Source organism: Labilibaculum sp. DW002 (genome assembly GCF_029029525.1).
Classification (GTDB): domain Bacteria; phylum Bacteroidota; class Bacteroidia; order Bacteroidales; family Marinifilaceae; genus Paralabilibaculum; species Paralabilibaculum antarcticum.
Window position 1 is genome coordinate 1706732 of the sequence record NZ_JAKJSC010000001.1, and the last position, 14816, is coordinate 1721547.

Sequence of the window (14816 nt, forward strand, 5' to 3'; positions counted from 1 at the left end):
TTTTACTGAGCGAGAAACGAGACTCAAACTCGCGACCCCAACCTTGGCAAGGTTGTGCTCTATCAACTGAGCTATTCTCGCATAATATATGCGTTGTGCTCTAACTCCCGATAACTATCGGGATGAGCTATTCTCGCATTTTCCTTTTTAAAAACTCTAATTATTGAAAGAAAGGAAAAACTTCAATAATCTTGGAGCGAGAAACGAGACTCAAACTCGCGACCCCAACCTTGGCAAGGTTGTGCTCTATCAACTGAGCTATTCTCGCATACTAATCAGAACATGTGTTCTTATCTTTAGCGATGCAAATATAGATATTCTAAGTCTTTTGACAAGCAAAATCAGCAAAAAAATTTCAATAAATCCTCTCAAACAGGGCTAAAATTCTGATTATTTGGACAAAAAGAAAGAGGAAATTATTTAGAATAATCTCCTCTTTATCTATTTACAAGCTTTTGAAGACTACAAATTGTCTTTTAAAAACTTATTGAATCGCTTGTACAAATGCAATCTGGTTTTACCACCATAGATACTGTGATTACGGTTGGTGTAAATCTGCATTTCAAATTGCTTATCTGCCTGAACCAATCGTTCCGCTAGCTCATACACATTTTGTACATGAACATTGTCGTCAGCTGTACCATGACAAAGCAATAAGGCTCCTTCTAGCTTGTCAACATGATTGATAGGTGAATTATCATCATAGCCTTTTTCATTTTCCTGAGGAGTTCTCATGAATCTTTCTGTGTAAACCGAATCGTAATATCTCCAATTGGTTACTGGTGCAACAGCTATTGCCGCGCTAAACACATCAGCACCCTTTTCTAAACAAAGCGAAGACATAAATCCACCATAACTCCATCCCCAAATCGCAATTTTATCTTCATCGATAAAACTCTCGCTTGCTAAAGAACGAGCTGCAGCAATATGATCATCCGACTCTAATCGCCCCAATTGCATGTAAGTACACTTGCGAAAATTCTGTCCTCTTGCTCCTGTTCCTCTAGGATCAACACAAACAACAATATATCCTTCTTGTGCCAAATACTGATACCAATCAAAACTCCAGCTGTTTTTTACACTTTGCGAATTAGGCCCGCTGTATTGTGTAATTACCATTGGGTATTTTTTAGATGCATCAAAATTGAAAGGCTTAATCATCCAAGCATTCAACATCGTCATGCCATCAGCTGCAGGAACCATTGTAAATTCCTTTGTATTGTACTGATACCCTTTTAATTTTTCAAGCAATTCGCTATTGTCTTCCAACACACGAATCTTCTTTCCCTTACTACTAAATAAACTAACTGTATTTGGCTGGCTAACACTTGAGAAATAATTGATGTAATATTTAAAACCATTGCTAAAAACAGTTCTATTCGTACCTTTTTCCGGAGTAATCAACTTCTTATTTGTTCCATTAAGCTTTACCGAATATACGTTGCGATCCATTGGAGAAACTTCTGCAGACTCATAGTAGCAAACCTGTTTCTTCTCATCAAAACCTAAGTAATCGGTCACATCCCAATCGCCATTTGTAATTTGCTGCACTGCTTTTCCAGTCGCCATATCATACAAATACAAGTGATTAAAACCATCCTTTTCATCCAAATAGATAAATTGTTTTCCATTCTCTAAATAAGAAAGGTGATCAAAATTCCTCTCTTCTACATAGTACTTGTTCTCTTGTGTAAACATTACATCCGAACTACCTGTTCTGGCGTTAGCGACTAAAAATTCTAACTTATTCTGATGACGGTTCAATCGGTAAATACTAAGCATTTTAGGATCTTGGGTCCACTTAATACGAGGAATGTATTGATCTTTTTCCTCTCCTACGTCCATTCTTTTTGTGATTCTATCCTCTACATTATATACAAACACCTCAACACTGGAATTTTTCTCTCCAGCTTTCGGATATTTGTAGGCATAGTTTTCAGGGTAAAGCGCATTCTCTTTTACCTGAGGATACAAACCTTCAAACTTATTCATGTTGAACATCTTCACTTCGCTCTCATCAAATTTCATGTAAGCAAGAAATTTGCTATCTGGCGACCATGCGAATGCTTTATTGAACTCAAACTCTTCTTCATAAACCCAATCCGGTGTTCCGTTTTGAATCTTATTCCATTCTCCATCTTTTGTAATTCTGATTTCAGAACCAAACAATACATTATGAATGAACAAATTATTATCACGTACGAAAGCAATGCGATTTCCATTAGGAGAGAAAGTTGCTAATCGCTGTTTCCCATTTTCCGATAAAGAAACCAACTCTTTATTTTTAAAAGAGAAAATAAAATAATCAGCAGTAAATGAACGACGGTAAATTCTTTGCGGATTTGTCATCAACAAAATTCGACTTTCATCAGCACTAAATTCATATTCATTAATCATTTCAACTTTTGCATCCTTCAATTCCTTTAAATCCAAAAGTACATCTACAACTTCTCCACTTGCATAACTGTGTTTTACAATTTTAGTTCTGCCCTCTTCTAAAGTAGTATAATGAATACCATCATTCATAGAGCGTAAACCATTAACCGATTTCTGACTAAATGTTCCTTGCAACATCAAATCTTCCATTGTAATTTTCTTACTTCCCTCTTGCGAGAAAACAGAGAAACTACAAGTCAATAACATACTTAAGACAAGAATATGCCAATTAATCTTCATAATATTTAAATTTATTATCATTAGTAAATGTTGTTTTTTCTAATCCCTTTCAAAGATTCTACTTTTTTATAGAAAAGAAAAATTCCTTTCAACAATTTAATTTCAGAATGGATGATTAGCACCTATTCTCTTTCTAAAAGCATATCTTATTAAAAGCATCTAATGGCAATTCCAAGTTCAAAATTTAGTTTTCAAACCTAATTTAAGTAAAGAAGGATGGTAATTCTTTTGAATTACTGAATATTGACTACAAAATTCAGCTATGATTTAGAGAGAAAGTTATATCTTTGTAGACCGAAATAAAAATGAATATTTAAAACGATATAATGATTAAAATTACATTTCCGGATAACACCGTAAAAGAGTTCGAGGCTGGAATTTCTGGTCTTGACATTGCGAGAAACCTAAGCAATAGACTTGCAAAGGAAGTTTTATCCATAACTGTAAATGATAACATTTGGGATATTACTCGTCCAATTAACGAAGATGCAAGCATAAAGCTTCACACATGGAATGATGAAGAAGGTAAGCATGCTTTTTGGCATTCTTCAGCTCACTTAATGGCTGAAGCATTAGAAGCATTGTATTCTGGAGTTAAGTTTGGTATTGGCCCGGCAATTGATATGGGTTTTTACTACGATGTTGACTTGGGAGAAGATCGTATGCTAACCGACAAAGATCTGCCAAAAATTGAGCAGAAGATGTTGGAATTAGCTCGTACAAAAAATGAGTACACACGTAGAGACGTAACCAAGGCTGAAGCTCTTGAGTTTTTTGACTCAAAAGATGAGGGATATAAAGTAGAGTTGATTAATGATCTTGACGATGGAACAATTAGTTTTTATCAGCAAGGAAACTTTACTGATCTTTGTCGTGGACCTCACTTGCCAAACACCTCATATATTAAGGCAATAAAAATTAACTCTATTGCCGGTGCATACTGGAGAGGCGATGAAACAAGAAAACAGTTGACTCGTGTTTATGGTATTACTTTTCCAAAGAAAAAGTATTTGGATGAGTACGTTGTTATGATGGAAGAAGCTAAAAAGCGTGACCATCGTAAGTTGGGTAAAGAAATGGAATTATTCACTTTTTCTCAGAATGTAGGACAAGGGATGCCATTGTGGTTGCCTAAGGGAGCACAGTTGAGAGAAAGTCTTGAGACATTCTTGAAACGTGTTCAGAAGCAGTTCGGATACGAGCAGATTATTACCCCACATATTGGTAATATCAATCTATACAAGACATCGGGTCACTACGATAAATATGGTGAAGATTCATTTCAAGCTATTCAAACACCACAAGAGGGTGAAGAGTACCTGTTGAAACCAATGAACTGTCCTCACCATTGCGAAGTTTATAAATTTAAGCCACGTTCGTATAAGGATCTTCCAATTCGTTTTGCTGAGTTTGGAACCGTTTATCGTTATGAGCAAAGTGGAGAACTTCACGGTTTAACTCGTGTAAGAAGTTTTACTCAGGATGATGCTCACCTTTTCTGTACACCAGATCAGCTGAAAGAAGAGTTCAAAAAAGTGATCGATATTATCTTTATCATTTTTAAAGCACTTAACTTTACAGAATATACCGCTCAGGTTTCTTTACGCGATAAGGAAAAGAGTTCGAAGTATATTGGAAGTGATGAGAATTGGGATAAAGCTGAAAAAGCAATTATCGAAGCGGCTGATGAAAAAGGATTAAATACAGTTGTGGAATATGGAGAGGCAGCTTTCTATGGTCCTAAACTAGATTTTATGATTAAGGATGCAATTGGACGTAAGTGGCAATTGGGTACTATTCAGGTTGATTACAACTTACCGGAACGTTTCGAATTGGAATATGTAGGTAGCGATAATCAGAAGCATCGTCCTATCATGATTCACCGTGCACCATTCGGATCGATGGAGCGTTTTGTTGCTGTTTTAATCGAACATACCGGAGGTAAGTTCCCGTTGTGGTTAACTCCTGAGCAAACGGTGATTATGCCTATTAGCGAAAAATATAACGATTATGCAAAAAAAGTTTTAAATTCGTTAAATAATTCCGATATTCGCGCCGTGTTAGACGACCGAAATGAAAAGATTGGTCGTAAAATACGTGATAATGAATTGAAAAAGATTCCTTATCTACTAATTGTTGGGGAAAAAGAAGCTCAAGAAAATACGATTTCTGTTCGTCGACAAGGAGAAGGTGATATGGGAACAATGCAAATTTCAGAATTTGCTGAATTAATAAATAAAGAGGTAGAAGGTCAAATGTCTTCTATTGCAAATTACTAACTAACTAAGGGAGGAACTAGCCATAGCTGGATTTCAACATAGAAACAGAAGAGGCCCGATGAAGCCTCGCGAGGCTCAACATAAGATTAATCAGTTGATTAGAGCCCGCAGTGTTCGTATTGTTGGTGACAACATCGAACCAGGTGTATTTTCTATTGCTGAAGCATTGAAAATTGCTCAGGACAAGGAATTAGATTTGGTGGAAATTTCACCTAACGCCGATCCACCGGTTTGTAAGATAATCGACTACAATAAGTTTCTTTATCAGCAGAAAAAGAAACAAAAGGAGATTAAAGCAAAAGCCGTCAAAGTTGTTGTGAAAGAGATTCGTTTCGGTCCAAATACTGACGAACATGATTACAACTTTAAGCTGAAGCACGCTGAGAAATTTCTTGGCGAAGGTGCTAAAGTAAAAGCTTTTGTATTCTTCAAGGGGCGATCTATTCTTTTTAAAGATAAAGGAGAGATTTTATTGTTAAAATTTGCTCAAGATCTTGAAGAGATTGGGAAAGTTGAACAAATGCCTAGACTTGAAGGAAAGCGTATGACAATGTTCATCGCGCCGAAAAAGAAAAAGTAATTTAGTATATAATCAATAAGTTTGTACAATGCCTAAGATGAAAACAAACTGCAGCGCAAAGAAGAGATTTACTTTGACTGCATCTGGAAAGATCAAAAGAAAGCACGCCTTCAAAAGTCATATTTTGACTAAGAAGAGCAAAAAGAGAAAGAGAAATCTTACTTATTTTGGTGATGTTCATAAGTCAGACCAGAAGAATGTTAAGTTAATGCTTAACATGTTGTAAAAAATCATTTTTGATTTTTTCAAGTTTATTAACCGAGTGATTTAGCACAAAAGAGTCCCAATGGGAACGCTAACATTCTAAAATTTTAAATTATGCCAAGATCAGTTAATTCTGTAGCATCTAGAGCTAGAAGAAAAAGAATTCTTAAGGAAACTAAAGGTAACTTTGGTGCCAGAGCTAATGTGTGGACAGTAGCTAAGAATACATGGGAAAAAGGTTTGCAGTATGCTTACCGTGATAGAAAAAAGAAAAAAGGAAATTTCCGTTCATTGTGGATTCAGCGTATTAACGCTGCTGCAAGACTAGAAGGTCTTTCATATTCACAATTAATCGGATTAATGCATAAAGCTAATATCGAGATCAACCGTAAGGTTTTGGCAGATTTAGCAATGAATCACCCAGAGGCTTTTAAAGCTGTAGTGGGAAAGGCTCAAGCAGCTAAATAGCATTATAGATTATTTTACTTTAGAACGGGATTGTTTTTGGACAATCCCGTTTTTTGTTTACCTCCTAAATGACAATACTTATTGCGTACAGTAGGCAATTTATCGAAAAAGGCTTCCAATAATGCCTTTTACAAGCCTTATTATGCTTTGTTTTATTATTTTTGAAATCAGTAAACAGAATAAATCTATTAACCGAACAAGTACCTCAAAAAAACCACAAATGAGAATAGCACTTATTGGTTACGGAAAAATGGGCAAGGAAATAGAACAAATTGCTCGTAACCGCGGACACGAAATAGGATTAATCATAGATCAGGATAATCAAAAAGATTTGAATGCTGATCAACTAAAAGATATAGATGTTGCCATAGAATTTACGAATCCTGAATCTGCATACGGAAATTATCAGATTTGTTTCGAAGCCAAAGTACCGGTTGTTTCCGGAACTACCGGATGGTTAGATAAAATGGATCTCGTAAAAGAAAAATGCAATGCTGGAGATGGCTTTTTCTATGCATCAAATTTTAGCTTAGGTGTAAACCTGTTTTTTGAGCTAAATAAGAAGCTGACCAAGTTGATGGCTCCTTTCGAAGAGTACAATGCAGACATGGAAGAAATTCACCACATCCATAAACTGGATTCTCCAAGTGGAACTGCAATTACGCTTGCTGAAGGAATTATTGACAATCATCCTAAAAAGGACAAATGGATTGAAGCAACGAGTATGAAGGAAGACGAACTTAGCATTTTAGCAAAACGTCATGGAGCAGTTCCGGGAACACACTCCGTAACCTGGCATTCGGAAGTTGATGAAATTACAATTCAACATTTGGCTTATAGCAGAAAAGGTTTTGCTTTAGGAGCCGTTTTAGCAGCTGAATTCATGCCTAAAAAGGAAGGATTCTTTGGAATGAAAGATTTATTAAATCTATAAATATTAGCCTTTGCGCTAAAAAAGAAACGAAATTATCATTTAAAATCAATTGAATGAAAAGCATTTTAAGAAACAAATGGTTTAAATTTTCAATAGCCCTTATCATTTGTCTGTTGATGATTGTTTGGGTAGGTAACTATTGGCTACTGTTAGGCCTTCCTATCCTTTTTGATGTATACATTAGTAAGAAAGTACATTGGGCTTTTTGGAAGAAAAAAGGTGTAGCAAAACAAAGTGCTACCGTAGAATGGATTGATGCCATTATTTTTGCTGTAGTTGCCGCTACAATCATTAGAATGTTTTTCATCGAAGCCTACACAATTCCTACATCATCAATGGAGAAATCATTATTGGTAGGTGATTACCTTTTTGTAAGTAAAGTGGCTTATGGACCAAAAATTCCAAATACTCCTTTGTCTTTCCCATTCGCGCATCATACAATGCCGACAACCACAAAGACTAAATCGTATTTAGAGTGGATCAATTGGCCATACAAACGTCTTGCTGGTATTACTGAAATTAAAAGAAACGATGTTGTCGTTTTTAATTTCCCTGCAGGTGATAACATAATTGTTGGACAAGAAAATCCAGATTATTATTCAAGAATTAGACAAATTGTAAATTCTATTAAAGGATCTGACATGAAAAAAGGTCGTCAGGTTCAAGCAGATAGTTATTACAAGAAAATTGCTAGAAAGCACTTGGCTGATAATAATGAAATAAGCAGCAGACCTGTTGATAAGCGTGAGAACTATATTAAACGTTGTGTTGCAATGCCAGGAGATACAATTCTAAGTATCGACGGACAATTGTTCATTAATGGTAAAAAGCAGATTAAAATTGAAAACTTACAGTACCGATTCCAAGTAAACACCAATGGTAGCTTAATAAATCCTAGAAAATTGGATGAAATGCACGTTACCAAAAGTGAAATTGGACAGAATGGTTCTACTTACTCGATGCCATTATCGCAGGAAAAAGCTGAACAATTGGGTAAACTAAGCAATGTTTCTTCAATTGTAAAAATGACTTACAATGTTGGTGTTCCTGAAGATGTTTTCCCTTTTAGCGACCATTACACTTGGAACAGAGATAATTTTGGACCTCTTGTAATCCCGCAAAAAGGACAAAGCGTAAAACTGAATTTAGAAACATTACCGCTTTACGAAAGAGCTATTAATGCTTATGAGGAAAATTCATTATCTGTAAAAGATTCAACTATTTTCATTAATGGAAAGGCAGCTGATTCATACACTTTTAAAATGGATTATTACTGGATGATGGGTGACAACAGACACATGTCTGCCGACTCAAGATATTGGGGATATGTTCCAGAAGATCACGTTGTTGGAAAAGCATCTTTCATCTGGTTATCATTAGATAAAGACAAAAGCGCATTTAGTAAAATTAGATGGGATCGCATTTTTAAATGGATTCACTAATCAACTAAAATAGATATAACTAAAAAGACACCTCAACAGGTGTCTTTTTCTTTTGCATATTTTTCTATTTTTGTAGCTTATTATAAGCAGTACCTATTCGATGAAAAATACAAAAACCTTATTAGCCACTTCTTTTTTTGCGCCAATTCAATACTATTGTAAATTGGTTCAATATCCTGAAATATTTATTGAACAATGGGAAAACTATTCCAAACAAACGTACCGAAATCGCTGCAATATATATGGTGCTAATGGAGTTTTACCACTTTCAATTCCTGTTGTAAAAGCTACAAGCAAGAAAATATTAACGAAAGATGTAAGGATCTCCTACGATACTAACTGGCAGAAATTGCATTGGAAAGGAATAGAGGCAGCTTACAAGTCTTCTCCATTCTATGAATACTATATCGATGATTTTGAACGATTTTTCACAAAAAAATGGGATAACCTACTTGAATTCAACAAGGAAATTCAAGATGAAATTTTGGGCTTATTAGAAATTGAACCAAACATTCAATTTACAGATGACTTTATTGAATTTGGGAATTCCGAATATGATGATTATCGAAATATTATTCACCCTAAAACGTCTAAATCAGGTATTGATCGCACATTCAATCAGGAAAAATACACACAAGTATTTGGAGATAAGCATGGATTTCAGGAAAACTTGAGCATTCTAGATTTGATTTTCAACTTAGGGCCCGACAGTTTAAGCTATCTGGAATCAAGCATTGTTGATTTGTAAATAAGCTAGTACCTCTTTCATTATGATATCGTGATCGAATGCTAATGATGGTAGATTGGGAATAGCAATCCACTGCGCTTGAGCAGCATCATCGTCACCTTTCACAACTGGTAATTCGTTACGCTCAATAATACCAGTATAAACAACAGAAACAGTTCTACCTCTAGGATCTCTATTTACAGTACCGTAAGTTCGGTATTGCTCCAATTTAATTCCTTCAAAGCCTGTTTCTTCCTTCAGTTCCCGATAAGCAGCAGTTTCCAAATCTTCATCCATATCTACAAAGCCACCAGGAAACGCCCATTCCCCCTTAAAGGGTGGATTAGCACGCTCAATTAGCAAGACATGATACATCTGATTTGTTTTGCAAAAAATGGCACAATCGACGGTTAATGCAGGTCTTGGGTATTCGTAGGTATACATTGGTAAATTTTGGATTCGCTCGAAGCTATTTGATAATTCGCTTAATTACCCTCAGTTTATGAGTATACCGCTTCTCATCTACATTAAATATTCCAATATGATCCACATTATCAATACGTACTTTTCCTGAAGCATGTATAATTTTATGTCGATCCCAAATAATTCCAACATGAGTAATCTCACCTACTTCATTATCAAAAAATGCTAAATCACCTGGTAAAGCTTCTTCAACAAAAGTAAGGACCTCACCTTCTTTAACCTGTTCACTTGCGTCACGGGGTAGGCAGATACCATTTAGTTTATAAACAATTTGACTCAAACCTGAACAATCTATACCATAAGGTGTACGCCCTCCCCATAAATAGGGTGCATTAAAATATTTCAGTGCCGATTCAATAAGAGAATCTCGAAGTTCCTCAGGCTTTTTTCCATTGGATGAAACCACGCCTTGATAATGATACAGTTTATCGGCAAGCATGAAAGTTTTCTTCTCTAAATCACAAAATGGGAATGAGCTTCCCGGAACAATTAACTTGTTAGAATAATCTGCTTCTTGAAAAACCAAATTAAAAGTATCATTGGCAACTACAGGAAAATTCTTGTTCAATTGATTGAATAAATCCTCTTCAATTGGACTAATCATTTTATTGTCAATCCAACCTTCATAATTATCGAAAGCAAGCTTAACTTTCGACCATTTTTCAGTTACCTCAGTTATTTCAAAATGTTCGCCAAAAAGAACTTGACTAACCATTTCACTTTTTTCAGTTGGTTCACTTCGAACAGGAATGATACTTAAATCAGAAATGCCATAAGTCATTTATTGCTCTCTTTTTTATCTTATCAATCAAATATAAAAAATAAAATTATGTATTCACATCTGACCCTGCAAAATTGCCAATAAAATAGCACATCTAAAAGAAAGCTCGAATTGTTTTCATCCCCAAAATATTCCCTTATTTTTATATGCAAAATATACCCTACACAAATAAGCATCAGAAATGAGTAAATATTTAAGGTGGATTCGACAAAATTTAAACAATATCTATCGGTTTTTGATTACATCAATGACCATTATCTTAATAAGCTTACTTTTTCCTAATCTTGGTAATTTCAAGTACGAATATCAAAAAGGGAAGCCATGGATGCATGAAACGCTAATTGCTCCTTTTGATTTTGCGATTCTAAAAACAGACAGCGAAGTACTTCAAGAAAAAGATAGTATCTTAAATAAATTCTATCCTTTCTTTACCATTGATCCTTCTGTTTTCGAAAAGGTTACAGAAGAATTCAATACTGATTTTGATAAGAAATGGAAAAAATTCGTTAGCTCAAAATCCTTCCAAAAAAGTAATAAATCGAAAAATAGCATTCAGAGAGAGCATGATAAAATAAAAGAGTATCTCTTAAGCTATTTCAAAAACATTTACGATACCGGAGTTGCAAATCTTCAAAATGAGTTGAAAGAAATTGGATTTAAAGAACCCGAGTACATTAACAAATCGGTAAACAACTTAAACGAAGTTGTAGCTACATCTATCATCTACACACCCAAAAGTGCCTATCAATATTTTGCAAATAAAAGCAAATCTGACTATTCTTCATCCATCTATCAGAGTTTTATTCAAGAATTAAATATTGATTCTTACCTCATGCCTAATCTTTTCTATGACAAAACAATGTCGGATCAGGTTAAAACTAGCATGCTCGCAAATGTATCTCTATCGAAAGGAATTGTTGAATCGGGTACTCGAATTGTGTTGGTTGGCGATGTTATTGATGATGAAACGTTCATTGTTTTAGAATCATTGAAGAAAGACTATGAAAATATACTGGGCTCTTCTCAAAGTCATTATTTAATTGTAATTGGCCAATGTTTACTAATCATATCCTGTATTGTTTTACTCTTTTTATACTTGCGGAATTTTAGAAGACAAATTTTACATGATAACAAAAAACTATTGTTTATACTTCTTTTTGTATTGCTCTATGTTGCAATTACAACCTTAGTTCTTAATTTCCCAAGGGTAAATGTTTACATCATTCCATTTGCATTGATAACCATAGTTGTAAGAACTTTAATGGATAGTAGAACTGCTCTTTTTGTTTTTATCATTACCGTATTACTTACTGGTTTTCTTGCTCCTAATGGCTTTGAATTTGTATTCCTTCAACTTTCGGCAGGAATTATGGCCATTTACAGTCTGCCAAGACTCGAACGTCGTGGACAGCTTGTACTTACTGGCATCATCACCTTTCTAACATACAGTATTGTTTACTTTGCATTTGCCATAACTCAAGAAACAAATATTGCTGATATCAAATGGGAAAACTTTATGTTTTTTGCCATTAATGGTCTATTCCTGACCTTTTCGTACTCTTTAATTTACATTTTCGAAAAACTATTTGGTTTCCTTTCGGATGTAACGCTAATTGAATTATCCAATCAAAATCATCCTCTGCTTAGACAATTAACGCAATATTCTCCTGGAACCTTTCAGCATTCTCTGCAAGTTGCTAATTTAGCTGAAGCTGCCATTAATCAGATTGGTGGAAATCCATTACTTGTTCGTACGGGAGCACTGTATCATGATATAGGGAAAATGAAACACCCTATTTATTTCATTGAAAATCAACTATCCAATACAAATCCGCATGATAAACTTGAGTTTGATAAAAGTGCACAGATCATAACAGACCATGTAAAATATGGTGTTAAAGTGGCAAAAAAGCATAAACTGCCGCAACAAATTATTGATTTTATCGAAACTCATCACGGAGCTGGAAGGGTACAATATTTCTACACCTCTTTTAAAAACAAATATCCCGATAAGGAAATAGATGAAGAGAAATTCACCTATCCTGGTCCAGATCCATTTACGAAAGAAACTGCTGTTTTAATGATGGCTGACTCTGTTGAAGCTGCCTCTAGAAGCCTAAAAGAGAAAACCCCTGAGACAATTCGAGATCTTATCAATAGTATTATTGACAAGCAAGTCAGTCAAAATCGTTTTCAAAATGCTGATATCACATTTAAAAATGTAAATCAGGTGAAGGAAATATTCACAAATGCATTGATCAACGTATATCATGCGAGGATTGAATATCCTAAAGAAAATAAATAAAGTCAAAGTATAAACAATTAAAGTTTCCACTCTTTTTTAACCAAAAAAAGTATGGAAACTTTTTTTTTATGAAAAAGCTAAATAAATCAATATAAAAGACTGTTAACAAGTCCCCTAATCATTTTTTTTGCATTCCATTTTTTTGTAACTTATAGGTATCATCATAGGCTTTATGCTTATCCATAAAGACCGATCCGTTCTGACAAACCTAGGGAATAATTCGCATTAATATACCAGAGAAGCACAGTATCTTAAACTCAAAACCCTTCTATTATGATACGAAAAACTATATTTTTATTTAGCCTGATTATCTCTATCACGATTGCATTTTCATGTCAACAAAATAAAAAAACAGAAGAAAAGAAAGCTTACGATACGGTAATGCAGCGTAAATTGGCCAATTATGCCAAAGTTAAATTATCGGCAGATATAAGTACTTTATCGGCAAATCAGATTAAGCTATTTTCGGAATTAATTAGAGCAGCCAATGCGATTGATGATATTTATTGGCTTCAGGCTTATGGTGACAAAAATAAGTTATTAGATGAAATTACCGATACAGACATGAAGGAATACGCCATGATTAATTATGGCCCATGGGATAGACTAGACGGATTCATACCTTTTACGGAAGACTTTCCTCCAAGGCCATTAGGCTTAGGCTTTTTCCCCAATGACATTAATCAGGAAGAGTTTTTCGCGTTAAAAGATGATGCAAAATACAATCCCTTCACAAGTTTGCAGCGTACCAACGATGGCTTACTAAAAGTGATTCCGTTTCACACAGCATACCAGTCTCATATTCAAAATGCAACTACTCACATCAAAAATGCTGCGCAGCTAACCGAATCTGAAACTTTCAAGGAGTATTTACTTCAGCGTGCTGAGGATTTACTTGTTGATGATTTTGATAAAAGTGATCATCTTTGGATGAAATTATCTGACAATCCAATTGATTTTATAGCCGGTCCAATTTCAAATACTGAAGATCATCTTATTTGGTCAAAATACTCTTATGGAGCTTTTATTCTTCTGCGAAATGAAGCCTGGACGAAAGACGTAGAAAAGTACGCTTCTCTTTTGCCTTACCTACAAAAAAACTTACCTGTTGGTGATGATTACAAAACAGAAACTCCATCAGGGTCGGCAAACATTGCAATTTACGATGTATTGTACAATGCGGGATATTGCAATGCAGGAAACAAACTAATCGGTTTAAACTTACCAATTGGAACCAATCATGTTAATTGTGCTAGAAAACTATATTTCAAAAATGTAATGCAAGCTAAATTTGATAAAATATTACAACCAATAACAAATTTAGTAATAGATGAAAACCAACGTAAACATGTTACCTTCAAATCTTTTTTCTTAAACACTATATTTTATGAAATAAGTAATAGTTTAGGTATTTCGGAAACAATTAATGGAAAAGGTACCGTTAAAGATGCCTTAAAGGAACATCACAATGTAATTGCTGAATTAAAAAATGATGTATTACGAATGTTTTTCATAGATCAGCTGCACGAAATGCGAGAAATAAAAGATGCTGAACTTATGGATAATTATGTTACCTATATGGCAGATGTTTTTCGATCGATTCGCTTTGGTGTTACAGATTCACAAGGAGTAGCTAACATGATTCGTTTTTATTACTTCCAGGAACATGAAGCATTCAAATACAATCACAAGAGTAAAACCTATAAGGTGAATTTGTATAAAATGAAAAAAGCCATTGAATCCTTGTCGTCCACAATTCTTGAAATACAAGGTAATGGAGATTATGAAGCTGCAGCTAATCTTATTAAAGAGAAAGGTTACATTCATACTGAATTACTGCAGGACTTGTATCGCATTCAACGAGCAAAAATTCCAAAAGACTTGGTTTACGATCAGGGAGAAAAAGTTATTCTCTCCGACAACTAATTTAAAGACAA

Annotated in this window: 12 protein-coding genes and 2 tRNA genes; 9 read left to right on the top strand and 5 right to left on the bottom strand. The window is 34.6% G+C overall.

What is annotated here, in order from left to right; translation table 11 throughout:
* Nucleotides 1-8: 8 nt before the first annotated feature.
* The 3 genes from L3049_RS06510 to L3049_RS06520 form a co-directional block, all read right to left on the bottom strand.
* Nucleotides 9-81 (bottom strand) — tRNA-Gly (locus L3049_RS06510).
* Nucleotides 82-192: 111 nt separating this feature from the next.
* Nucleotides 193-268, bottom strand: a tRNA-Gly gene (locus L3049_RS06515).
* 194 nt (nt 269-462) lie between these two features.
* Nucleotides 463-2676, bottom strand: coding sequence for a S9 family peptidase (locus tag L3049_RS06520; protein ID WP_275108997.1), 2214 nt, complete (start codon nt 2674-2676; stop codon nt 463-465).
* Nucleotides 2677-3002: 326 nt separating this feature from the next.
* On the opposite strand from L3049_RS06520, the gene thrS reads away from it, so the two are divergent.
* The 7 genes from thrS to L3049_RS06555 all read left to right on the top strand — a co-directional run bounded on the left by thrS (nt 3003) and on the right by L3049_RS06555 (nt 9331).
* Nucleotides 3003-4955 (top strand): threonine--tRNA ligase, encoded by a 1953-nt coding sequence (gene thrS / locus L3049_RS06525; RefSeq protein ID WP_275108998.1) that lies wholly within the window; start codon nt 3003-3005, stop codon nt 4953-4955.
* A 58-nt stretch (nt 4956-5013) separates the two neighbouring features.
* Complete coding sequence (gene infC, locus L3049_RS06530) at nt 5014-5535, top strand: translation initiation factor IF-3 (RefSeq protein ID WP_275108999.1); 522 nt, start codon at nt 5014-5016, stop codon at nt 5533-5535.
* Between the two features lie 37 nt (nt 5536-5572).
* Nucleotides 5573-5761, top strand: a complete 189-nt coding sequence (gene rpmI / locus L3049_RS06535) for a 50S ribosomal protein L35 (protein WP_425440811.1) — start codon at nt 5573-5575, stop codon at nt 5759-5761.
* A gap of 92 nt (nt 5762-5853) precedes the next feature.
* The gene (gene rplT, locus L3049_RS06540) at nt 5854-6207 is read left to right on the top strand and encodes a 50S ribosomal protein L20 (RefSeq protein WP_129253553.1); all 354 of its coding nucleotides are present in this window, start codon (nt 5854-5856) and stop codon (nt 6205-6207) included.
* Between the two features lie 220 nt (nt 6208-6427).
* Nucleotides 6428-7141 (top strand): 4-hydroxy-tetrahydrodipicolinate reductase, encoded by a 714-nt coding sequence (gene dapB / locus L3049_RS06545; protein WP_275109000.1) that lies wholly within the window; start codon nt 6428-6430, stop codon nt 7139-7141.
* A gap of 53 nt (nt 7142-7194) precedes the next feature.
* Nucleotides 7195-8583, top strand: a complete 1389-nt coding sequence (lepB, locus tag L3049_RS06550) for a signal peptidase I (protein WP_275109001.1) — start codon at nt 7195-7197, stop codon at nt 8581-8583.
* Between the two features lie 100 nt (nt 8584-8683).
* The gene (locus tag L3049_RS06555) at nt 8684-9331 is read left to right on the top strand and encodes a WbqC family protein (protein WP_275109002.1); all 648 of its coding nucleotides are present in this window, start codon (nt 8684-8686) and stop codon (nt 9329-9331) included.
* Here the strand turns inward: L3049_RS06555 and L3049_RS06560 are convergent.
* A complete protein-coding gene (locus L3049_RS06560; RefSeq protein ID WP_275109003.1) occupies nt 9311-9754 on the bottom strand; it encodes an NUDIX hydrolase in 444 nt (147 codons plus the stop codon). The two genes, L3049_RS06555 and L3049_RS06560, sit on opposite strands and share 21 nt — an antisense overlap.
* A 25-nt stretch (nt 9755-9779) precedes the next feature.
* Nucleotides 9780-10574 carry a C40 family peptidase gene (locus L3049_RS06565; protein WP_275109004.1) on the bottom strand — a complete coding sequence of 265 codons (795 nt, stop codon included), beginning with the start codon at nt 10572-10574 and terminating at the stop codon, nt 9780-9782.
* A gap of 181 nt (nt 10575-10755) precedes the next feature.
* Here L3049_RS06565 and L3049_RS06570 point away from each other — a divergent pair, with 181 nt between their 5' ends.
* Both L3049_RS06570 and L3049_RS06575 read left to right on the top strand, forming a co-directional pair.
* Nucleotides 10756-12879 carry an HD family phosphohydrolase gene (locus L3049_RS06570; RefSeq protein ID WP_275109005.1) on the top strand — a complete coding sequence of 708 codons (2124 nt, stop codon included), beginning with the start codon at nt 10756-10758 and terminating at the stop codon, nt 12877-12879.
* Nucleotides 12880-13152: 273 nt separating this feature from the next.
* The gene (locus L3049_RS06575; RefSeq protein WP_275109006.1) at nt 13153-14805 is read left to right on the top strand and encodes a Zn-dependent hydrolase; all 1653 of its coding nucleotides are present in this window, start codon (nt 13153-13155) and stop codon (nt 14803-14805) included.
* Nucleotides 14806-14816 lie beyond the last annotated feature (11 nt).

Bases quoted from the DNA above. Each gene is read 5' to 3' on its own strand.
- L3049_RS06520 (WP_275108997.1), bottom strand. From the start codon at position 2,676: ATGAAGATTAATTGGCATATTCTTGTCTTAAGTATGTTATTGACTTGT.
- rpmI (WP_425440811.1), top strand. From the start codon at position 5,573: ATGAAAACAAACTGCAGCGCAAAGAAGAGATTTACTTTGACTGCATCT.
- L3049_RS06565 (WP_275109004.1), bottom strand. From the start codon at position 10,574: ATGACTTATGGCATTTCTGATTTAAGTATCATTCCTGTTCGAAGTGAA.
- dapB (WP_275109000.1), top strand. From the start codon at position 6,428: ATGAGAATAGCACTTATTGGTTACGGAAAAATGGGCAAGGAAATAGAA.
- L3049_RS06560 (WP_275109003.1), bottom strand. From the start codon at position 9,754: ATGTATACCTACGAATACCCAAGACCTGCATTAACCGTCGATTGTGCC.
- lepB (WP_275109001.1), top strand. From the start codon at position 7,195: ATGAAAAGCATTTTAAGAAACAAATGGTTTAAATTTTCAATAGCCCTT.
- rplT (WP_129253553.1), top strand. From the start codon at position 5,854: ATGCCAAGATCAGTTAATTCTGTAGCATCTAGAGCTAGAAGAAAAAGA.
- infC (WP_275108999.1), top strand. From the start codon at position 5,014: ATGAAGCCTCGCGAGGCTCAACATAAGATTAATCAGTTGATTAGAGCC.
- L3049_RS06575 (WP_275109006.1), top strand. From the start codon at position 13,153: ATGATACGAAAAACTATATTTTTATTTAGCCTGATTATCTCTATCACG.
- thrS (WP_275108998.1), top strand. From the start codon at position 3,003: ATGATTAAAATTACATTTCCGGATAACACCGTAAAAGAGTTCGAGGCT.
- L3049_RS06570 (WP_275109005.1), top strand. From the start codon at position 10,756: ATGAGTAAATATTTAAGGTGGATTCGACAAAATTTAAACAATATCTAT.
- L3049_RS06555 (WP_275109002.1), top strand. From the start codon at position 8,684: ATGAAAAATACAAAAACCTTATTAGCCACTTCTTTTTTTGCGCCAATT.